General features: G+C 52.1%; 19 protein-coding genes. 7 read left to right on the plus strand and 12 right to left on the minus strand.

Annotated elements, in window-relative coordinates:
* Positions 1–47 precede the first annotated feature (47 nt).
* Positions 48–785, minus strand: a complete 738-nt coding sequence (locus tag IE090_RS14915) for a cyclic di-GMP-binding domain-containing protein, MshE-related (protein WP_189389542.1) — start codon at positions 783–785, stop codon at positions 48–50.
* 423 nt (positions 786–1,208) lie between these two features.
* Between IE090_RS14915 and trxB the strand changes: the two genes are divergently transcribed.
* Positions 1,209–2,171, plus strand: a complete 963-nt coding sequence (gene trxB / locus IE090_RS14920; protein ID WP_189389543.1) for a thioredoxin-disulfide reductase — start codon at positions 1,209–1,211, stop codon at positions 2,169–2,171.
* 44 nt (positions 2,172–2,215) lie between these two features.
* Here the strand turns inward: trxB and IE090_RS14925 are convergent, their stop codons facing one another.
* The 4 genes from IE090_RS14925 to IE090_RS14940 form a co-directional block, all read right to left on the minus strand.
* A complete protein-coding gene (locus IE090_RS14925) occupies positions 2,216–2,998 on the minus strand; it encodes a M48 family metallopeptidase (RefSeq protein WP_189389545.1) in 783 nt (260 codons plus the stop codon).
* On the minus strand, positions 2,998–3,486 hold the full coding sequence (locus IE090_RS14930) for a YbjQ family protein (RefSeq protein ID WP_189389546.1): 489 nt from the start codon (positions 3,484–3,486) through the stop codon (positions 2,998–3,000). Before IE090_RS14930 ends, IE090_RS14925 begins: the two co-directional genes overlap by 1 nt.
* Positions 3,486–3,848, minus strand: a complete 363-nt coding sequence (locus IE090_RS14935) for a YbjQ family protein (protein WP_373296424.1) — start codon at positions 3,846–3,848, stop codon at positions 3,486–3,488. Before IE090_RS14935 ends, IE090_RS14930 begins: the two co-directional genes overlap by 1 nt.
* A gap of 107 nt (positions 3,849–3,955) precedes the next feature.
* A complete protein-coding gene (locus IE090_RS14940) occupies positions 3,956–6,457 on the minus strand; it encodes an acyl-CoA dehydrogenase (RefSeq protein WP_189389548.1) in 2,502 nt (833 codons plus the stop codon).
* A 435-nt stretch (positions 6,458–6,892) separates the two neighbouring features.
* Here IE090_RS14940 and IE090_RS14945 point away from each other — a divergent pair, with 435 nt between their 5' ends.
* The 4 genes from IE090_RS14945 (at position 6,893) to IE090_RS14960 (ending at position 10,774) form a co-directional block, all read left to right on the plus strand.
* A complete protein-coding gene (locus IE090_RS14945; protein ID WP_189389550.1) occupies positions 6,893–8,125 on the plus strand; it encodes a hypothetical protein in 1,233 nt (410 codons plus the stop codon).
* Positions 8,118–8,828 (plus strand): OmpA/MotB family protein, encoded by a 711-nt coding sequence (locus IE090_RS14950; protein WP_189389551.1) that lies wholly within the window; start codon positions 8,118–8,120, stop codon positions 8,826–8,828. The genes IE090_RS14945 and IE090_RS14950 overlap by 8 nt, the downstream gene beginning before the upstream one ends.
* Positions 8,825–9,298 (plus strand): hypothetical protein, encoded by a 474-nt coding sequence (locus tag IE090_RS14955; RefSeq protein WP_189389552.1) that lies wholly within the window; start codon positions 8,825–8,827, stop codon positions 9,296–9,298. Before IE090_RS14950 ends, IE090_RS14955 begins: the two co-directional genes overlap by 4 nt.
* Before the next feature lie 198 nt (positions 9,299–9,496).
* Positions 9,497–10,774 carry a dicarboxylate/amino acid:cation symporter gene (locus tag IE090_RS14960; protein WP_229815791.1) on the plus strand — a complete coding sequence of 426 codons (1,278 nt, stop codon included), beginning with the start codon at positions 9,497–9,499 and terminating at the stop codon, positions 10,772–10,774.
* Between the two features lie 48 nt (positions 10,775–10,822).
* On the opposite strand, the gene IE090_RS14965 is transcribed toward IE090_RS14960, so the two are convergent.
* Positions 10,823–11,677 (minus strand): LEA/WHy family protein, encoded by an 855-nt coding sequence (locus IE090_RS14965; protein ID WP_189389554.1) that lies wholly within the window; start codon positions 11,675–11,677, stop codon positions 10,823–10,825.
* A gap of 163 nt (positions 11,678–11,840) precedes the next feature.
* Here IE090_RS14965 and IE090_RS17960 point away from each other — a divergent pair, with 163 nt between their 5' ends.
* Positions 11,841–12,371, plus strand: a complete 531-nt coding sequence (locus IE090_RS17960) for a type II secretion system protein (protein WP_189389555.1) — start codon at positions 11,841–11,843, stop codon at positions 12,369–12,371.
* 470 nt (positions 12,372–12,841) lie between these two features.
* On the plus strand, positions 12,842–13,213 hold the full coding sequence (locus tag IE090_RS14975; protein ID WP_189389556.1) for a hypothetical protein: 372 nt from the start codon (positions 12,842–12,844) through the stop codon (positions 13,211–13,213).
* Between the two features lie 22 nt (positions 13,214–13,235).
* Here IE090_RS14975 and IE090_RS14980 read toward each other — a convergent pair whose 3' ends face one another.
* From IE090_RS14980 to IE090_RS15005, 6 genes are all read right to left on the minus strand, one after another.
* Entirely contained in the window at positions 13,236–13,601 is a 366-nt protein-coding gene (locus IE090_RS14980) for a hypothetical protein (protein WP_189389557.1), read from the minus strand.
* Between the two features lie 149 nt (positions 13,602–13,750).
* Positions 13,751–14,377 carry a uridine kinase gene (gene udk / locus IE090_RS14985; RefSeq protein ID WP_189389558.1) on the minus strand — a complete coding sequence of 209 codons (627 nt, stop codon included), beginning with the start codon at positions 14,375–14,377 and terminating at the stop codon, positions 13,751–13,753.
* Between the two features lie 29 nt (positions 14,378–14,406).
* Positions 14,407–15,654, minus strand: a complete 1,248-nt coding sequence (locus IE090_RS14990; protein ID WP_189389559.1) for a NupC/NupG family nucleoside CNT transporter — start codon at positions 15,652–15,654, stop codon at positions 14,407–14,409.
* Between the two features lie 999 nt (positions 15,655–16,653).
* Positions 16,654–17,808 (minus strand): hypothetical protein, encoded by a 1,155-nt coding sequence (locus IE090_RS14995; protein WP_189389560.1) that lies wholly within the window; start codon positions 17,806–17,808, stop codon positions 16,654–16,656.
* A gap of 228 nt (positions 17,809–18,036) precedes the next feature.
* Positions 18,037–19,827, minus strand: coding sequence for a DUF262 domain-containing protein (locus tag IE090_RS15000; protein WP_189389561.1), 1,791 nt, complete (start codon positions 19,825–19,827; stop codon positions 18,037–18,039).
* Between the two features lie 855 nt (positions 19,828–20,682).
* Entirely contained in the window at positions 20,683–22,101 is a 1,419-nt protein-coding gene (locus IE090_RS15005) for a sigma-54 interaction domain-containing protein (RefSeq protein ID WP_189389562.1), read from the minus strand.
* Positions 22,102–22,138 lie beyond the last annotated feature (37 nt).

Genomic DNA, 22,138 nt, shown 5'->3' on the forward strand with positions numbered 1-22,138 from the left:
CAATAAAAAAGGCTCCTGGGTAGGAGCCTTCTTTCTCGCGGGCAAGGTCAAGGCCGCAAGCTGATGTTTACTGTGGTGCCGGCGCCAAAAGAAAGGTTGCGAATGGTCACATCGCCCAGGTGGCTGTCTTGCATGCCTTGTACACGCACATTGCGAAATGACACTTCCTCAATGTTGGTTGGCAGTTTGACCTCCAGCGAGCCGTCGGTATTCATGACCGTGCGAGGCCCGTCGGCGTATTCAATGCCACGAATTTCCATTTCCGCATCAAACAAGTTGGAGATGGGCAGTGAGGTATTGAGCAGGGTTTCTAAGGTGGTGGTAGCAATGTCCTCATCGCTGGCATCCGGGTTGGCCGCAATGTCTTGCAGTCGGTCAATGTTGGCGAGAATGTCCGTCGCACCTTGTGCGGTCACGCCACCCATTTCAGCTTCGGACAACGCTTGCATGCCGCCTTGTTGAAACGGCGAGCGTTTCACCTGCTGCTCGGCCACGGCCGGGCCTTCGTCTATCGCGGCATTGGCGCTGCTGATAAAGGGCTGGAATGGCCCCAGCAACATGGCAGAAACGGCGGCTACTAAGCGATAGTTCGACTGCCGGCGCAAAGCGCGCTTCAGTTGGCGCTCGGTTAATACGCCCTGTGTGACCAGAATTTCACCCAGCCGGCCGCCGCCAGAGGCCTGGCGAGTCAGCGCATCATCCAGTTGCTGGCGGCTGATCAGGCCTTTGTGAATCAGCAGCGTGCCGAGACGCGAGCGCTGTTCAATCTGTTGACGTTTTTGCATGGCGTGACCTTTATCTATCGCTTGTTGTTGTTATCTGTGGTGAGCATTGACTGTTCCCATACCGATGGTGCCGCATTCGACCTATTACGACAATGTGGTGTTATTGACACATTTGCCATCCTGATTCATTAGGATCGCTAAGCTATTGAAAAACATAGATTATGCTGAAATGGGCCAATGCAGACACACTTTTCAGCTTAGCAGGTCATCGGCTGTTTGCGTCACGGTTAGCAGGTTAGCCCTGCCACCATAGCTAGCCTCGATAAACAGATAAGTAATATTCATTTAACACCTTGGCTGGTTTGGCGATAAGCTACGCGCTTTCAACCTGACCACTGTTGTGTGCTTCAACGCACAGTGGGTGGATACGAATCAAACCCCGCGCCTGACCCTGGTCAGTGCCGGGCGCTAGTGGAGAACAAAATGAGCGAACCTCGTCACGTAAAACTGTTGATTCTGGGCTCTGGCCCGGCCGGCTACACCGCCGCCGTTTATGCCGCCCGTGCCAACCTCAACCCAGTGATGGTGACTGGTATGCAGATGGGTGGTCAGTTGACCACCACCACCGACGTTGATAACTGGCCTGGTGATGCTGAGGGTGTGCAAGGCCCTGAGCTGATGGAGCGCATGAAAGCCCACGCTGAGCGCTTTGATACTGAGGTGATTTTTGATCACGTCAACAGTGTGAACCTAGAACAACGTCCATTCCGTCTGAAAGGCGACAGCGGTGAGTACACCTGTGACGCGCTGATCATTGCGACCGGCGCCAGCGCCAAATACTTAGGTTTGGAAAGTGAAGAAGCCTTCAAGGGCAAGGGTGTGTCGGCTTGTGCCACCTGTGATGGCTTCTTTTACCGCAACAAGCGCGTGGCGGTGATTGGTGGTGGCAACACCGCGGTTGAAGAAGCTTTGTACCTGTCGAACATCGCCAAAGAAGTGGTGGTCGTGCACCGCCGCGATAGCTTCCGCAGTGAAAAAATTCTGGCCGATAAGCTGCTCGACAAAGCCGCGAATGGCAATGTGACCATCAAGTGGAACAACGAGCTGGATGAAGTGTTGGGCGATGAGATGGGCGTCACCGGCATGCGCATCAAAAATCGTGAAACCGGTGCCACAGAAGAAATCGAGCTGGAAGGCATCTTTATCGCCATTGGCCATCAGCCAAACACTGGCATCTTCGAAGGCCAATTAGCGATGGAAAACGGCTACATCAAGGTGCAAAGCGGCCTAGAAGGCAACGCCACCCAAACCAGTGTGCCAGGCGTGTACGCTGCAGGCGATGTAATGGACCACGTTTATCGTCAGGCCATTACCTCCGCGGGTACGGGGTGTATGGCGGCGCTGGATGCCGAGCGCTACCTCGATGATTTAGATAGCCAAGGCTGAGGCCATTAGGCCCACGCTGAAGCCCTTGCATCGCAAGGGCTTTTTTAATTGAGCTGCAGCGTTTTGCTCAACGGCGTTAACTCGCCATTGCCTGGTTGGCTTTCAATATGCGCCAGACGCTCGCTGGTCAGTGGGTGGGTCTGCATAAACTGCTGCCAGTGGCTTTCGTCTTCTTCCAATACATGCCGGAAAAACTCCTCTGCCCCACGGCTGTGGCCATACACGGCTTGCAGGCGTTGCAGGGCGTAGCCGTCGGCTGCGCGCTCCATATCGCGGTTAAACGACAGCAGCGTCAGCATGGAGGAGTGTTGGCCCACCCAGCTGCCAACGTCATTGGCGCCTAACAGTCCAAAGATGACGCCAAAGGATAATTGCTCTAACAGCAAGGTCATGGGGTGGCGCAGTTGTACATGGGCATATTCGTGCGCCAACACCATGGCCAGGCCATTTTCTGATTGCACTGCCTCTAATAGGCCTTGGGTCACGAAGATGTGTCCGCCTAAGGTGGCGAAGGCATTGGGAGCCGCTTCGTCTGCCAAATAATGCACTTGAACGGGCAGGGCGCTCTCTGGCAACAGCTTGCTCATCAGCTGTTGCAGCTCCACTTCGATAGCATCATCGCTCTGCTGGGCGTCGACCCAGCCGCTTTCCCAGCTGTAGGGAATGCGTGGTGCCAGCCAGGTGGCGCTGGCGGCTAACAGCCAGGTCAGTAGCGCCATGATGGCAGCCACGCCCAGCACCAGAATAAAGAAGTCTTTTAGCGGATGCTCATGGGCGTTGTTGATGGAATCCGGCAGAATCGGATTCTCCGCTGGGCGCCTATCCATCAGGCTGTGCGCTCGGCATTGGCAATGCGCTCGGCGCGCATATCGGGCGTGGGCAGCAGTGCCGTGCCGTAGGCCAACACCTCTACCGAGCCCAAGGCGTTGCCGGCATTCTGGCTGATGCGTGAGGTTTCAAATTTGAGGTTGTAGATGGCATCGGCACCATGGCGTTTAGCGTCTTCTTGCATACGCAATACGGCTTCACGGCGAGCGCGATCGAGCAGAGTTTCATAAGCACCAACGCGGCCACCAAATAAGGTGCGCAAGCCTGCGGCCACGGTTTTAAAATAGTCGACAGAAATCACCACACTGCCCATGACCAAAGTGCTGTCATGGCGGGCAAAGTCGATGGGCGGTATGCGCTGCGGCATGACCAATAGGCGTCGGTAGGCTTTTTCGCGTTTATGAATACGGCGGTAGTGACGGGATTCGGCCATGCGGCCAAAAAAGTAGCCCAGTGCTAGCAGCACCAGAAAGACGATCAGCTCCATTAGCGATCCTCCACCACCACCGCGGTGCCGTAGACAAAGATTTCCGAGGCGCCGGCGGCAATCGACGAGGTCGAAAAGCGCACATTGATCACGGCATTGGCGCCCAACGCTTCGGCTTGGCGCTGTAAGCGCTCCATCGACTCTTCACGCGAATCGTGCAGCAACTCGGTGTAGCCTTTGAGCTCGCCACCAAAGATGTTTTTTAAGCCCGCCATAATGTCGCGACCTGCGTGCTTAGCACGTACGGTGCTGCCCTGTACCAGGCCCAGATGGCGAACGATTTTTTTGCCCGGCACCACTTCCATATTGCTGATCAGCATGGGGAAACTCTCAAAGAATAAGCACAATAGAAAGTTCAACATACCAGCGCCGGTGCGGCGCGCCAAGCAAGCAAGTCACAAAAAAGCCCCGCAGAGCGGGGCTTTTTCACAGCGCTAGGGCGCCGAGTTATCCAGAGGTGCCCTGGTTTTTACTCATCGGCGGTGGCGGCTGCGCCAGTATCCGCTTTGGGTTTGCGGCTGGTTTTCTTGGTCGCGGTAGCATCATGCTTGATGGCGACTGGACCAAAGTGCTCCAGCGGGAAGTCGTCGACGTTGATCATGTCCAGCACGTCCTTCTCGAACGCCAGCATGAAGTCGGCTTCTTCTTGGCTGAGCACACCCAGCTCAACACCATCGGTGATACGACCTTCGATGGTGAGGTTGGCTTCATCGTATTTGCCGGCCTTCAGGGCATCGCCAATCTTCTTGTAGATAGGCTCTGCCTGATCAGCACGGGCCAACAGTGAATCGTATTTGGCCAATGGATTTTTGCCGTTGTCTCCGCGGTAAATGCCATCGATCAGACGCTCACGGGTGCTGGTCGCGGCGGTGGTGAGCTCAACGATTTTAGCGATGGTTTTATCTGCTGGCTGGCGTGCACGACGACCCAGTGGCAGGGTCAAAGCGCGCAGCGCCCAGCCCACTGGGCGCATGGGCAGGTTCTTGGCGACGCCGTCTAGGGCGGCTTCAAACTCAGAGAACAGTTTGGCCATGGCGTACTCCACCAGCACCAAGTCTTCCTGATTGCGACCTTGGTCTTCCCAATGCTTGAGGGTCAATGATGCCAAATACAGCTTCGACAGCATGTCCGCCAGGCGTGCTGAGATCAGCTCGCGGAACTTCAACTCACCGCCCAATGAGAACATGCACATGTCGACCGACAGAGCAAAGCTGGCGGCATAGCGGTTGATCTGCTGGTAGTACTTCTTGGTTGGGCCAGTCGCCGGTACCGAAGTAAAGGCGGCATTGCTCAAACTCAGCAGCAACGAGCGCGACAGGTTAGAGAAGATAAAGCCAAAGTGGCTAAACAGCGCTTTATCAAAGGCTTTTAAGTCGTCGCTGGCCGCGGCTTCCATTTCTGGCAGCACATACGGATGGCAGCGAATCGCACCCTGACCAAAGGTAATCATGGAGCGGGTCAGAATGTTGGCCCCTTCTACGGTGATGGCGACGGGTACCGAGGTGTAACCGCTCTCGATGTAGTTGCCCGGACCTTGGATGATGGCTTTGCCGCCGTGAATGTCCATGCTGTCGAGGGCAATTTGGCGCGCCGCTTCGGTCAGGTTGTACTTCAAGATGGCCGACGGTACCGACGGTTTTTCACCTTGGTCGATGGCGATGGCGGTAATGCGCGAGGCGGCCGCCGAGATGTAAGCGTTGCCAGCGATGCGGGCGATGGAGTCCTGCACGCCTTCGAGCTTGGCAATCGGCACACCGAATTGGCGGCGAATGCGTGCGTATGCACCGGCCGCGGCGATGCCGTATTTGCCACCACCGGCGCCAGAGGAAGGCAGGGTAATGCAGCGTCCTACCGACAAGCACTCAACCAGCATGCGCCAACCTTTACCGGCGTTGTCGGCGCCACCGATGATGAACTCCAACGGAATAAACACGTCTTTACCGACAATGGGGCCGTTCATAAACGGCGAGCCAACCGGCTTGTGACGATTACCGATTTCCATGCCTTTCAGGTGGCGAGGCAGCAGGGCGACGGTGATGCCGATGTCGTAGTCATCGCCGAGCAACTTCTCTGGGTCAAACATGCGAAAGGCCAGGCCTACCACAGTCGCTACCGGCGCTAGGGTAATGTAGCGCTTAGAGAAGTTGAGCTTGATGCCCACCACTTCTTTGCCTTCCCACTCGCCTTTGCACACCACACCGGTGTCTGGCAGCGAGGTCGCATCTGAGCCTGCGCGCGGGCCGGTGAGGCCAAAGCAAGGGATTTCACGGCCATCGGCCAGGCGCGGCAGGTAATGATCTTTTTGCTCTTGGGTGCCGTATTTCAGCAGCAGCTCGCCTGGGCCTAAGGAGTTGGGCACACCGACGGTCGAGAACACGGCGCTCGACAGGCCAGAGATTTTCTGCAGTACCGCCGCTTGTGCTTGAGCCGAAAAGCCCAAACCGCCGTACTCTTTGGGAATAATCATGGAGAAGAAGCGCTCGTTCTTGAGGTAGTCCCACACTTCTTTCGACATATCGCCGTTTTGGCTGATTTCCCACTCGTCGACCATGGAGCATAGAGTTTCTACCTGGTTATCGAGGAACGCCTGCTCTTCGGCTGACAGGGTTGGATTGGGGTGATTGGTCAGCTTGTGCCAATCAGGCTTGCCTGCGAACAGCTCGCCATCCCACCAGACAGTACCGGCTTCGAGGGCGGTTTTTTCTGTGTCCGACATCTGCGGTAGCAGTTTTTTATAAATGGCAAAGATCGGGCGAGTGACTGTGTTGGCGCGGAACTGATCCAAGCTCAGCACGCCAAAACCGGCGGCCAGCAGCACGCTCAACAGTTTAATAACGCCAGGTGCGCCGCCAATAAAGGCCACCACGGTTAAAACCGCCATGCCTATGGCCGCGGTGCGTAAGCCGCTGCGCTTGTAAGCCAGACCCAGCAGGGTGCCTAACAGCACCAAAATCCAGATACCGGTCGACATAAGTGAGTACCTCAAGGTTAGTTAGAATGGGTGTGCGTTCGACAGGCCGATGTTCACTGCCGACATCACTATGGTTGATTGTAAACGCCCGTTTGAAATTGGCGCAAATGCCTTGTGTGGCGGCGCTTCGGCCTATTGAAGCAAAGCTGGAAAGAGTAGGGCGGGTTTGTGGATTCATTGCTGAGTTAGTTTCATGAACATTTGATCTGGAGCCGCTCTCCCTAACAGCGTTGTCTCACTTCCGCACTGCCTTGCTTAGCGCTATTTCGAACTCGTTAGAGCGCCTAAAACGCCAGCCAGTGAGCATTGCTTGATTATCACGGGTTGGGCTACGTATGCTGGCAGTCAGTTGACTTGCCACGCTATATATCAAAAGCAGCGAATGGCATGGGATGAACTAGACTTGTTGGGAATAACTGCGCTGGGAACCCTTTTATGACGGCCCAATTTTCGGCTTGGACCCTCGCCCTGATGGCGTTGATCACAGCGTTAACGCTGTACTTTCACCTCTTTCGCTACTCCACTCGCACTGCGGAAATCGCGCCCAATATTCTCACCAGCATCGGTATTTTCGGTACCTTTCTGGGGGTGGCGCTGGGGTTGTGGCATTTCGACACCGCCGATATTCAAGGCAGTGTGCCGAAATTAATGGACGGTTTGAAAACGGCGTTTTGGTCGTCGATTGTGGGTCTGCTCGGTGCGCTGACGCTGAAAATCCGCCACGCCTTGAGTCAAACCCGCAGTGCTGAGCAGTCCAGTGCACGCCTGGCCAGCATTGATGATCTGGATGCATCTCTCAAACAGTTGAGCCAGCAACTGCACAGTGACACCAGTTTGCCGCAACAGCTCAGTCATCAGCATGACGCCATGTTGGGCCAGTTAGATCGCATTGCCAACAGCCTAGAGACCTACCAAGAGCGCATGGCCGAAGCCAACGCCAAGGCGTTGATTCAGGCCATCGAAACCGTGATGCGCGAATTCAATACCAAGATCAACGAGCAGTATGGCGATAACTTTAAGCGTTTAAATGAATCTGTTATCGCCATGCTGGCCTGGCAAAAGCAATATAAGCAGCAGCTGAGCGAGCTGATTACCGAGCAAGAGCGCACCGCTGCCAGCATGGCCGAGGCCAGCGAAGCATTTGAATACATGGTGCGCCATGCCAATGCCTTTAACGGTATTTCTGAATCCTTGCAGGACTTGCTCAACGGCCTGGAGGCCCAGCGCGAAAACTTGCAGGCGCAACTCGGCTCGCTGGCGGATATGGTCAACAGTGCCACCGACGGCCTGCCGCGCTTAGAAGAGCGAGTGTTGGCGCTCACCCAAGGCATGGCGGATGCCCTGCAGTCGCAGCAGCGTTGGGCGGTGGAAGAGCTGGGCAAATTGCAACGTAATGTTGAAGAGCAATTACAGCAGCAAATGAGCAGCAGTCAGCAGCAACTGGAGGCGCAACAACAGCAAAGTTTGCAGCAATTGCAGCGCCTCGGTGAGCGCGTCGAGCGGCAAATGACGGTATTGGATGAAGGCATGGAAGAAGAACTCAACCGCGCCCTAAAATCCTTTGGTATGCAGCTAACAGCGCTGTCAGAGAAGTTTGTAAGTGATTACACACCGCTCACCAAGCGCTTGCAGAAGTTAGTGAAAATGGCCGAGCACATCGATGAATAGTCACGAGCTGGAGCGTCCACCGGAGCAAGAGGGCCATTGGGTTGCCGTGTCAGACCTGATGGCAGGTTTGATGATGGTGTTTATGCTGATTTCGGTGGTGTTTATGATCAACGTCGAAATTGAGCGCAACAAAGTCCGTGATGTGGCGATTCTGTATGATCGTTTACGTACCCAGCTGTACGAAGATTTAAATACGGAGTTTGCGCCCGATATGGCGCGCTGGGGCGCTGAGTTGGATAAAGACCTGGCCTTTCGCTTTAACAATACCGACGTCTTGTTCGATCGCGGCGAGGCAGAGTTAAAGCCAGAGTTTCAAGCCATTTTGGCGGATTTCTTCCCGCGCTATGTGCGCATCATTACCCAGCCGCAATACCGCGAAGACATACTGGAAGTCCGCATTGAAGGCCATACCTCCAGCGCTTGGTTTGGCGCCGACAGCGCCGAAGAAGCCTACATTCGCAATATGGATTTATCGCAAGAGCGCACTCGCTCGACCTTGGCTTTTTTATTGGGGTTAGAGCCAGTGGCGCAAGATAAGCAGTGGCTGATCTCGCATTTAACCGCCAACGGGCTGTCGTCAGCCAAAGTGGTGCGCAATGACGCGGGTGAAGAAAACGAAGACCGTTCACGACGAGTGGAGTTTCGTGTGCGTACCGATGCCGAAGGGCGCATTGCCACCATTCTTGAAGAGGTCTTGCCATGAAGTTGATCGATTTCTTGCAAGACTCTCAGCTCAATTTATTGCGCCGCCAAATGGGCACCGACGATTATGGCAACTTTCAATTATTCGATCCGCAGCGTCAGTTAACATACGCCGAGCGCGAAGCATTAGAACAGGGCGAGTTGCATATCAGTGCCAGTTTGACCCGTGCGTTGCGTGATAAAACTTTGGCACTGAAAAACTCACGTATTTGGTTATTAAACGACAATGCACTGCATTTGGCGCATTGCCATCAGGTGCAGCACATTCGCAATTTGGGCCAAGCCGTACGCTGCGGCACCCATGACTGGCCGCACGGTGAGCTGTGCCTCGATTGCCTAGCATTGCTAAATTATCGTGGGCTGGATGCACGGCGAGCAAGAAGGGCAGAGTTTTGTGATCCTATTGTTCAGCAGTTCAGCTTGCAGGAATTTCAGCAGCTGTATCCTTTCTATCCGCTTGAAGGTTCCTAAACCGACTTACCGCAGGATGTAACGACGGTTCTCATCGACCAACAGTTTTTCTACTCAGTATTGGCGGTTGCCCACCAGTTAGCATAGTATTTTCGGCCTTTGTAAAAAAACACCGAATATCGCGTTGATTTTACGTATTTTTTCGCATGGTCGTGCGTGTTTTTTCGGGCGTGATAAGAAATAAAAGCGAGGAAAACTATGCCATTAACACATCGCATATTAATTGCCATGGTGCTGGCGGTTGTCTTAGGCAGCTTGGCGCAATGGATGAACACTCAAGCCTTGCCAGAGTGGATAGATTGGACATTAAACAGCTTGCTGGTGGGCGGTGTCTTTGCCTGGGTAGGCAAGGTGTTTGTCGCGGGCTTGAAATTATTGGTCGTGCCGCTGGTCTTTGTGTCTTTGGTGTGTGGCGTTGGCGCGTTACGTGATCAAAGCAGCTTGGGGCGGCTGAGCCTAAAAACCATTTTGCTGTATTTGGCGACCACAGGTATCGCCATCTCCATCGCCTTAACCATGGCGACGTTAATTGCACCGGGTGAAGGCATTAACTTGCCTGCCAGTACCGACTATACCCCGCCACCGGCATCGTCTCTGCTGGATGTGTTTGTCGCTTTGGTGCCGACCAACGGTATTGCCGCCATGGCCAATGCCAACATGCTGCAAGTGATTGTGTTCGCCATTTTGGTGGGTACCGCCATTGGTCGTGCTGGCGAGCCGGGCAAGCGCTTGGCCGCGCACTTTGAAGACTGGAACGAAGCCATGATGAAGCTGGTAGAAATCATCATGCACTTCGCCCCTTACGGCGTATTTGCCTTGCTGTTTAATCTGTTTGCCTCCGAAGGCTTGGGCACCGTTGGACAGTTACTGCTTTACATGCTGACGGTGATTTTGGTGCTGGCGATGCACATGACCCTTGTTTACCCACTGTTACTGCGCGGCTTGACTGGTCTGTCGCCACTGCGTTTTTTGAGCAAAATGCGCGGCGTGCAAATGTTTGCTTTCAGCACCGCCTCCAGTGGCGCCACCATTCCGGTGACGTTGCGCACGGTGGAGGAGCGCTTGGGCGTGGATAACCGCGTCGCTTCGTTTGCCGTCCCCATGGGCGCCACCATCAATATGGACGGTACCGCCATTATGCAGGGGGTGGCGACGGTCTTTATCGCTCAGGCGTTTGCCCAAGACTTAACCATGGTGGATTACCTGCTGGTGGTATTGACGGCCATGTTGGCCTCGATCGGCACCGCCGGTGTGCCGGGTGTGGGCCTGGTGACCTTGGCCATGGTACTGAATCAAGTGGGCCTGCCGGCCGAAGGCATTGCCTTGATTATTGGTGTTGACCGCTTGCTGGATATGCTGCGCACCGCCGTCAACGTGACCGGTGATGCGGCGGTGTCGACCATTGTGGCGCACAGTGAAGGCGCACTGGACGAACGCATCTTTAATGACCCGAAAGCCGGTGAAGTCAAAGACTGATTGCTGGCTTTAATTAAAAAACCCGTCGTATGACGGGTTTTTTATGGCTTAAAACGAAATATCTTTCTTTTCGCTAAAACTAAAAGGCTGCGGCTTCCACGCTGGTAACTGCGGTTGAATGTCCATGTCGCCGAGCAACTCAAAAGTTACCGGGCCTTTGCCGCGCAGCATTTGCACCAAGCTATTGCCCAATTCCGATAGACTCAGCGAAAACGGCACTGTGACCGTTTTGCTCGCGCCAGCGGGCAGAGAGACATTGCTTAAACGGCTGCTGCCAATGGTGTTGCTGGCAGCATTAAGCTGGTAGTTAAACTGGTTTAAATCCAACGCAAAAGCATTGGGGTTGCTGAGGGTCAGTTTGGCCTCCAGCTCGACACCGCTGAAGTTAAACTGCTTGACGTTAACGTCGGCAATATCAACCTTGGGCCATTTGGGAATGGGCAGCTCGCCGGAATATTCCAGTGGCAGCGCGAGCACACCCAGCACGGGCAATTTAAAGCCCAGCTCTCCATTAATGCCATATTGCAGGCTGTCTTGATCGCCTAGGCTGCCAGCCAATTTGCGCAGCTCACCAAAGGTGAGGGTCAGTGGCAGGGTGATTTGACTATTGCCCTTGGCGGCAATGCTGTGGCGGTAATTGGAGCGCTCCAACTTTGCCAAAGAATGCTGGTTAACGCTTAAGTCTAGGGTCAGTGATTCGGTGTTAAGCGCCACCGGATTGGGGTTGTAAACGTCCACTAACACATCCAACGTGACTTGCTTAACCGACAAATCGGCAATGCTCACACCGCTGACTTTTGCCTTGGGTTTTTGCACCACCTCGTTGAGCGTGGCACAAGAAGCCAGCAAAAAACTGGCGAGTATGACGCCGGCAAAAGCCAGCTTTGAGCGGAAGTTCATCATACACAGCTCCTTAAAAAGAAATGATCATAGCAGGCTCGGCTACCAGTCTGGCAGCCAAAATTACCGTTGGGGGTATCCCGCATTGCGATGCTTAAGCGTGCTGCGTACATTGGGCCTTGGCTCGATGGTGAGTCGCAATAGATGCGGGCAACGCAGGTAACACATGACGATGGCAAGAATAGGCGGTTTTACCTTGATCGAACTCATCCTGGTGATTGTGGTGCTGGGGGTGTTGGCTGCTTTTGCTATTCCACGTTTTGCCAACGTTGAGCGCCAGGCAAGGATTGCCGTGATCGAGCAAACCGCCGGCGCCATGCGCTCCACCTCGGCGTTGTTTCATGCTCAGGCCTTGGTAGAGGGAGTAACGACCGGCAGCGTTACTCTGGATGGCCGCAATATTCCTATGGAAAGCGGCTATTTAGAAGGCTTTTGGAACGGCGCTTGGCGCTACGTATTAGACATTGGCAAAACCATCAGCTTTACCCCCGCCGGCAGTGAGTGCACTGCCAACGATTTGTGTGGCGTCGGGCGCCAACGCCCAGCCGCTTACGTGAGCGGCCTGCGCTCCAACGCCAACCGTCTGGTAATGATTTGGCCACAAGGCTATCAGTTGGCAGACGATTGCTTCGCTTATTACTTCAATCCGAACGATGGCCTGCCGCCGCAAATTGGCTCCGTGACAAACGGCTGCTAATGCCTGCTGCTTTATGCCAAGCTTTAACGCCAAACCATATGCTGTCGGGTCCCTGCGGGCCCAGTCATTGCTGACACAGGTAGCCTCGAAGACGCGAACAACCCAAGCGTACAGCGAGGTGAGGATTAAGCAGCAGCTATAAACTCAATGTGAAGGGATACTGTTCGTATGATTGGAATACTTCCTAGAGTGATAAAAAGCTGGAGCGACTTTTCAGCCGTTTTACCTGTTTTCCCGCCGGGTGATAACTTTAGCGATAAATGATCGGTTAAAATTTGAGCGCCTAGACCTTCAGGTCATTTGACTCATGGACAGTAGGTAAGCACGTTTTGTAGGAGGAAATGTGCGAAAAAGTATCCAGCGATACATCAATAGCGTAGGGTGAATCTCTCGATTGGTTCTATCTGGAAAACAGGCGTACATATTAAAAAACTTTTATGTGCTCATATTAAAAAGGTAGTTTTAAAGCCATGGATACACATTTGAAAATAGTTGAAGCTTTAGCAAATGGTATTAACCCAGTTACTGGGGAACTTCTTCCAAGTGAGTCTCCATACAACCACCCTGATGTCATTAGGGCATTGTTCACTATGCTCGATCTGGTAAAAAACCCACCTAAGAATGCTCCTAAGTTGAAAAAGACGCTGGAGCAGAAACAAGCAGAAAACATCGAAAATGGCTTGCCCAAAAACGCAGGGTTACCTTGGACCGACGAGCAGCGGGCTGATTTGGCAAACCAGTTTTCATCAGGGAAAGACACCAAAGCACTAGCAGAAATTCACGCACGTTCTACTGGTGCGATCACTTCTGAACTCAAGAGACAAGGCCTTATAGAGGGTTAAAACCCAGGCAAGACCACTACCGTCAAGAGCTGGAGTCAGAATTGCTACTACGGCAGTGAGCACCACCTCGCTGGAGGTACTGGCGTAGCTTTTCCTGCTGTAGAGCGAGTTCGTCATACTGAGCCGTCATACTACCAAAATACTCCTTATGATCCCTTTCGCCCCAGGCCTCCAAGTCAATATCGATTACCTCTAGGGTAAGACGGCACACCATTTGATAATCACCTTCCATCATGCCTGATGCTAGGTGATTGAATACGCTAGCACTTGTTGATAAATGTGCCAGCGAAATACTTTCCGCAGCATCAAGAGCGTATAAATGATAGTGAGCAACCCCTGCGGCGTAACCAGCAACGCAACCAGCCAACAAACTCAGTATAATTTTCATGGCGGATGCCCTACACAGCTTTAGCCTTACAAAGGAGGAAGGTCGGAATCATAAGTTAGGGACGCTAACTAAAGCACCCGACAAAGCAATCAAAGCAACGGCCGCAAGCGCAAAAATAGCGCTGCTCACGGCCATGGCAAAGTAGCCGCTTAACACATGGCTTTTAACTTGGTCTCGACCAAATCAATGGCCACGGTATTTTTACCGCCCTTGGGAATAATCACATCGGCATATTCTTTAGTTGGCTGAATAAAGCTGACGTAACCCGGGCGCACGGTCTTTTTGTATTGCTCGATCACAGATTCCAGACTACGGCCACGCTCAACGGTATCGCGCTTAATGCGACGCAGCAGGCAAATATCCAGCGGTGTATCGACAAACAGCTTTAAATCAAAGGTATCGCGCAGATTCTTATGGGAGAACAGCATGATGCCTTCGATGATGATGATCGGCGTTGGGTTGATCACCACCGTCTCTGGTTTGCGGGTATGAATGGTGAAGTCGTAACAAGGCGCATTCACGCTGTTGCCCTGCTTTAACTGCTCCAAATGCTGCTGCAGCAAATCATGCTCCATCGAATTGGGATGGTCATAATTGGTATTTTCGCGCTCTTCCATGGTCAGATGAGACTGATCAAAGTAGTAGCTGTCTTCAGAAATAACCTGAATGTGCTCAATTGGCAGACGTTGCTTGATGGTTTTAGCCAGCAGGCTTTTGCCGGACGCCGAAGCGCCAGCAATGCCTACCAATAAAGGGCGTTGAGTGGTTGCTGTCATGTCGTACTTCTTACGTTAACTACCAATGATTACAGGGAAAGACTGATAAACAAGCCAGCGATGGTGGCGCTCATCAGGTTAGCCAAAGTACCGGCGGCCACAGCTTTCAGGCCCAGGCTGGCAATCTCTTTTCTCCGTGATGGCGCGATCACACCTAAGCCACCCAGCAATACCGCGATCGACGCAAAGTTGGCAAAGCCGCACAGCGCGAAGGTGCTGATGGCTTGCGAGATCGGCTGCATCGACTCTCTCACCTGCATAAATTCACTGTAGGCGACAAACTCGTTAAGAATCAGTTTTTGTCCAATCAACGAGCCCACGGCATTGATGTCGGCAGACGGCACACCAATCAGCCAAGCGACAGGTGCAAACACATAGCCCAGCATGGCTTGAATGGTGATATCTGGGTAACCAAACCAGCCACCAATGCCGCCCACGGCGCCGTTCAGCAAGGCAATCAAACTGATAAAGGCAATCAGCATGGCGCCGATATTGACCGCCAACTTCAGGCCATTGCTGGCACCGGTGGCTGCGGCATCGATGGCATTGGCCGGCTGCTCAATCTCAGCCAGCTCCTCGGCGTCTTCGATGTTTTTAGGCTGCTCGGTTTCAGGGATAATAATTTTGGCCATTAACAAGCCACCCGGTGCCGCCATAAAGCTGGCAGCAATCAAGTACTTCAGCTCCACGCCCATAGCGGCGTAACCGGCCATCACTGAGCCTGCAATCGACGCCAAGCCACCGACCATAATGGCGAACAGCTCAGAGCGGGTCATATTCTTAATGTAAGGGCGCACCACTAAAGGCGCTTCGGTTTGGCTAACAAAGATATTGGCGGTGGCCGATAATGACTCTGTCGGGCTGGTGCCCAGCAGCTTGCGCAAACCGCCACCCAACACACGAATGACGGCCTGCATGATGCCAAAGTAATACAGCACCGCCACCAAGGCGGAGAAGAACACCACAATCGGCAGCACCTTAAAGGCAAAAACAAAACCGCCATTAGGGAAGACTTCAAACATCTTGCCGCTCACCAGGCCACCGAACATAAAGCCGATGCCCTCATTGGCGTAAGAGATAACATTGGCCACCGCCGACGTCACCAGATTCAGCGCCGTCTGGCCAGCTGGCACAAACAGCACCAAGGCACCAAAGACAATCTGAATACCAAGAGCACCGAATACGACCCTCTTACTGATGGACTTTTTATGCTCAGACAGCGCAAAGGCCGCTGCCAGCAAAACGAGGATGCCGACCACGCTCATGAGGACGCTCATGCATATGCTCCCAGGAAATACGATAAGGAATTACCCCAACAGATTGGGGCCTTTTGGCTGGGCGCGGATTCTACCAGAACTGCCGGCATGAATAAGCCATTATATGAAGCCGAGATGAATGGCAGGCTCGACAGTAATAAGAAGGTCTTATAACCACTATTTTATCAATAACGACGCCGATGGCGACTTAAGCGCCATGCCTCTATGAGGTTATCCTTCGCGCTGGGTGGGTGACTGAAAGGGGGATATCGAGGCCGTTGTTGCTAAGCATTCGCTTTCGTAGCTGGGGTCAGAGCTTAAGCTCTGACCCCGCAAAACAGCGCAGATTTTTTTAAACGCTAAGCCCTATGCCCTCCTTGAGGTTATCCCTCACGCCGGGCTGGCGACCGACTGAAAGCGCACATCGAGGTAGTTGTCGCTAGGCATTTGCTCTCGTAGCTGGGGTCAGAGCTTAAGCTCTGACCCCGCAAAACAGCGCAGATTTTTTTAAACGCTAAGCCCTATGCCCTCCTTGAGGGATCTTATCCCTCACGCCGGGCGGGCGAACTCCCTGCTTTGCGCTGCACAGGCCGTGATTCCTGAGTTACCAATGCTGTGGTCGCCGCAACGCCAACAGCCTGCATCCCGGCAGGATGTTGGCTGGTGCTGCCGTCCGGGCAGCCCCTGCGGGCACAGCCATTGCCCACTCAGGCGGCCTGCTAAGGCGCGGAAAACCTGGGCGCGATACCGAGAGTTTAGCGAGTTGGTCTGGGAGTTGGGATGGGTGTCTCGTTTGTGTCCCTGCTTGTGGGAGTAAGGAGATGTCGCTGGCTCTGTACCCCACTTCAGCATTTTGAGCGCTGTTTCCCGCGTAAATGGCATAGCTGCCGGAGTGCTCAATTCCATACTAGGTTTCCCGACCTGAAAGGGCATAACGCCGCATTAAGGTGTGAGCAGCGCTTGGCTATACTTGAGCGAAGCGAAACTGCCAAGCGTTGCGAATCACTCTTAAATGCTTTGTTAGTTTTCTTTGAGCCAATTTTCAAGAACTTTGATATATAAGCTGCGATCTTCTTCCGACATGTCTCTTGCTAATATATTGCTCTTCATAATGTAAGTTGCCAAATGCGAATGCTTGGGTTGAAAAGGAGGGTTATCGCCAATATCTATCTTATTCCATGTCGAAGGTAAATGCTTGCATAAGCATAGGAAACAAAGAAATCTTATTGCGTGTTTACGAGTTAAAGACTCTCTATTTATCGTCAAAGACCAATATACTGGGAACCAAACCATATAGAATTTTATAGGAGAAGTGTCAAAATTCTGCGCACCATCGTGAACTAGGGAATCTCTAGTAATCTTTAGGTTATTAAGGGAGTAATTGATATTACTAATTATAGCACTATTATAAGGTTTAATAACCTTAAGAATCTTTGAAATCACTTCATCATCTTTATGGTCATCAACAAATTTATAGATCATTTCCACAAAATCAAAAGCAAATGTTTTTAAATTCTTTTTATTTCCACCATTTAACTTATAAAGAACCTCAAATGTCGTCTTCGCTAAAATAGGCTTATCAAGAAAGCTATTGAATAAAGATTGTTGCTCCCAAACCTTATTATATAAATGAATAACTGAATACAGATCACTCTTGGACTCTAAGATGTCATGTGTACCAACAATGTCGAAACCAAAGTCTTCTTCATGTACACAAATTGAATTAACAGCTTGATTTTTTCTTGATAGAAGAACTTTATCTGCACTATGTGAAAAATCACTCATGCCATTTGAAATTACAATTTTGTGTTCAAACGACTTGTCAACATTATTCTCAATTAAACGAAACATATCAAAGGTTTCTAATGAAACAAATCCATTGATGTCCATACTCTGAGGTACACTCTTTGCAAAATATGAAAACTTCATCAGTTCGGTTATTTTTTGAACAAGCCAATCCGTTTCTTGATCAAACTCATCTACCTCAAGCTTACCATTTACTGCAAAAACACTCCCCCCACAAAATTCAGAGTGCCGAATTTTTAACTCTTCAGATTGTTCTTTAAAAGGTGTTAAAGAGCCAACTGGTAATTTCACTTCTCCATCAACGAACAAATGAGGGAAGTAGTATGAAACTTTCCTATTTTTTCCCACTTTTTTAACCTTCTGTGACATGAAAGAACTCAATGATATCTTGAGCCGTTTCATTTTTAACTTTTTTCCGACTCTACCCACAATACACCTAACCAGTTAAAACTAACGCTCGGCACAGCCGCAGCTGGTATGGAGCGGCTTTTGTGTTATTGTTTGAGCGGCAGCGAGTAACACAAAAGGCGTGTAGTACCAGCTGTCGGACTGGTGCCGCTTGTTAGAGGGATCTATGGATCGTACTACCCGCCCATGTTACGCAATGTAGCGCCTTATCAGCTTGGGAAGCTCGCTGACAGGAACCTCATCCAACTGCGCTCCCCGTCGGACGAAGTACTGATCGCCGTAGCTACTAGGGTCTTCCTGGCCTGCGACCTCAAAAACGAAAATTGTTTTATCGTAGTAGCGCACCGGCTTTATGTTTCTCGAAAGGAAATCCTTCAAGTCATCTGAAAGCTTGGAATGCCTTACCTTATCTACGATGAGCTGAAATAATTGGTCCATACTCTTCCCAAGAGCCTGAGCCTCATGGTCGACACCGGTAATGTAGAAGCTTTCATATACTCTAGGGGCAACGGAAAACATCTCCTTGACCCGTCCTGCCGTAGCCTCATTCTCCGCGACACCTACGAGCACATACCCCTTGGCGCCCTTTTTTTGGTTAGCAATAGCCACACATGTCTGAAGAATCTTTTCAAAGCTGGGTTCATCAAAGTGGCCTTCACCGTCGAGTCTAAAGAACCCTTGCTTGAAGTCGTACGCGCTCTGTTCGGTATAGGATTGGGTAAGGATGTTTTGCAACTGCGTTATCCAGTGCACATGTGCAGGATCGGCGTGTGCTATATGCCCAAAACTGTCTTTGCACATACCCGCAACAGAGTTCACCGTATTCTGGCGATCCTCGCCCCCCCATCGCCCACCTTCTGGGACAGGGATCCGCCGCGCGCTATCGGACAATACATCTGCGAGCTTCGACGGGTCCTTTAGTTCTAGCCCTTCCTTCACGACTAGCTTGTGGAACGCCAGAAAGACCGCCTGAAAATACCTTGGTGCTCGTGCAGGTTTCTCCTTGAATAAAAGCCCCCCAAAACTTGTCCCAGCAGCGGACAACAATAGACGCAGCTGGTCTAAAGTCCGTTGAAAGTCGCTCACAACCAAGTCGGTTCCACGTTTTTGCACAGCAGTCTCTATTTGAGTGTGCCGGCTGATCGACGCATCATCCTCCCCCAAGCCGAAGAAGTCATCAAGGAACTCGGTCCGTGAGGAAGGGGGATCCTCTGACACCATAAACGCCAGCATGTCGGCAACAAGTTCTTCGTCCCGACTTTGTCTTAGCTGATCTTTTGTTAGTATCCCTTGCGAAACCCAGAATACCTCGTCTGCCGCAATCCCGTAGTCTAGGTCTCGGTTGGTTATGCTAATACGTTTCATCCGGTCTAGAAGTAGGATGTCCGAATACGAGTCGTCGCCCCGGACTTTTGCGGATATCTTACGGACTGCCTCTCCAAAATGACCGGTCGATCCGGCCGCCCTTAGCTCCTGTCTTGATAGTTTTTTACCGCCAGAGTTAATTCTTCTGAAAACCTCATCCACGCTATTCGTATCGCTGAATTCATATATCGACAGCGGAAGGTCGTACTTGGCTATTTCAACGCAGTCGCTTCGCGGGAGGGTCGGCGTCTTTTGTTTGAGCCCACCCGAGTCGAGCAGAGCCTTAGTAACAGCCATCGTATTGAGATCAAAATACGCCCCGTTAACGGGGAAGTCATTCTCTATGAAAGACGTGATTGCATTCAATCTTTGCATTCCGTCTATTATTTCAAACGTGTTTCCCTCTGCTCTCTTGTTCTCTGCGAGTAATATTATTGGAATAGGGTACCCTCTGATTATCGAGTCGATGAAGCTGACCTTTTCGGAGAGGGTCCAGATAAGCTTCCTCTGGTATCTTCGGTTAACCAAGTATCTATCTCCTGAATGGTTTCCGTAGACACGTTCGACTGACTCCCCTTTCACGGTTAAATCCTGAACTTGGACTGTATCCCCCATCACTTATATCCCTTTTGTTGGCTGGCTGACGTAATCAAACATTCAATTCGTACTGCATTATTCAGTGGCTTTCGTCGTGAGGTCTACATGGCTACTGAGAACTCCTTCTCTAACAGTTTAATAGTGTGCGTGCCTGTTTTTCCAGCTAGAACCATCTGAGCTATCTCTGCCAACCTATTGATTTGCAACTGGATATCTTCCTTTTTTTCACATTTCCTCCTGGAAAAACGTGCATTCTTACTATCCCTTTAGCGGCTGGCCTCGCAGCTCGTGCCTTTAGGTTTCAAGCTGCTGATATTATTGATGTTAAGCTATCACTGGGCTTGCCTACTGGCAAGGCTGCTGGGCGACAGAATACGTCGGCTGTTTAGCTACAGCGCCGTCGTGACAGTCGCTCTAACTTTTCAACTCGCTCTTGCGCCTAGATTTTCCGCGCCTTAGCAGGCCGCCTGAGTTGGCAATGGCTGTGCCCGCAGGGGCTGCCCAGACGGCAGCGCCAGCCAACATCCTGCCGGGATGCAGGCTGTTGGCGTTGCGGCGACCACAGCATTGGCAACTCAGGGATAACGGACTGCGCAGCGCAAAGCAGGGAGCTCGCCTGCCCGGCGTGAGGAGTAACCTCAAGGAGGGCATAGGGCATAGGGCTTAGCGGAAAAAACAGATACGGGGTCAGAGCTTAAGCTCTGACCCCAGCTACGGAAGCGAATGCCTAGCAAAAGCTACCTCGATGTGTACTGTCGTTCGCCCACCCAGCATAAAGAATAACCGCAAGGAGGGCACTGGGCTTAGCGAAAAAGAAAACGTGAAAACAGTGGTCAGAGCCAAGCTCTGACACTGGCTATTGCAGACGCTTCTCTACCGTATCCCCAACTTCTTCATCCGCGACCTTAACGTCGATTCCGGCAACTCCAATAACGCTGCTGCACCCTGTTTGCCGCCCACCACGCCTTGGCAATAATCCAGCGCTTGCAAAATATGCTGGCGTTCGGCAGCAGCCATTGATAGCGGTCGGCTGCCGCTGCTTACCGGTTGAATATCACTGTTTAAAGCCGGCAAGCGCAGTTCGCTGTGGCCAAGAATAAGGGCGTGCTCCAGCACATTTACCAGCTCGCGCACATTGCCCGGCCAGTGGTATTGCATTAATTGCTGCAGTTGCTTAGGCGGTAAGGTGGGCATGGGTTTATTTAAGCGTTTGGATAAGCGCTGTAAATAATGCTGTATTAAAAGCGGAATATCGCTACGGCGTTCACGCAAGGGCGGCACTTGTAGCGGAAAGACATTGAGACGGAAGTAGAGGTCGGCGCGAAACAGGCCATCGCGCACCATAGCGCTGAGGTCACGGTGGGTGGCGGCCATTACTCGCACGTCGACTTTTAATGTGTTTTCACTGCCTAGGCGTTGTATCTCGCCATTTTGCAGAGCGCGCAATAGCTTCACTTGGGCGGCGGGGGAAAGCTCGGCCACTTCGTCGAGAAACAGGGTGCCGCCATCGGCTTGTTCAAAACGTCCGGCTCGGCGTTGATGGGCGCCGGTAAAGGCGCCGCGCTCATGCCCAAATAATTCACTTTCTAGCAAGGTGTCGCTGAGGGCGCCGCAGTTGACCTTTACCAAGGTGCGTTGATGGCGATGGCTTAAACGATGCACGGCTTCGGCCACCAGTTCTTTGCCGGTACCACTTTCGCCTTGAATCAATACGCAACTGGGCGTTGGGGCGACTTGGCGAATGGCTTCGTCAAGCAGGCGCATGGGCTCGCTTTGACCCAGCAGCTCGGTGCCTTGGCGCTGTTGTTGCAATTCTTCTTGCAGGTAGCGGTTTTCAAACTGCAGGTGCTGCTTTAATTGTTGCACTTCGCGTAGCGCGGCTTTTAATGAGCGCTGTTGCTCTAGACGCTCGGTAATGTCTTTAAACACCACCACGGCACCGGTAATGTCGCCATTTTCAATAATGGCAGTGCTGGAGTATTCAACCGCAAAGCAGCTGCCATCTTTGCGCCAGAACACCTCGTGATCACAGTGAGCTGCCTGACCGCTGATCAACGTTTGATAAATAGGACAGTCGCTATGAGGGTAGTGGCTACCATCGGCATAGCTGTGATGATGAAACTGGTGAATGGTTTGGCCTTGAATTTCACTTTGCATCCAGCCAGTGAGGCGCTCGGCTGCTGGGTTAACAAAGGTGGCATGGCCTTGGGCATCCAGGCCATAAACTCCTTCCGACATAGACTCCAGAATGCGCTGGTAGCGATGGGTCAGTTGCTGGTGTGACAGTGCCATAGAAGCGTCTAATACAGTGCAAAGTCGCCAGTATATC

The organism is Bacterioplanes sanyensis, assembly GCF_014652515.1.
Classification (GTDB): domain Bacteria; phylum Pseudomonadota; class Gammaproteobacteria; order Pseudomonadales; family Oceanobacteraceae; genus Bacterioplanes; species Bacterioplanes sanyensis.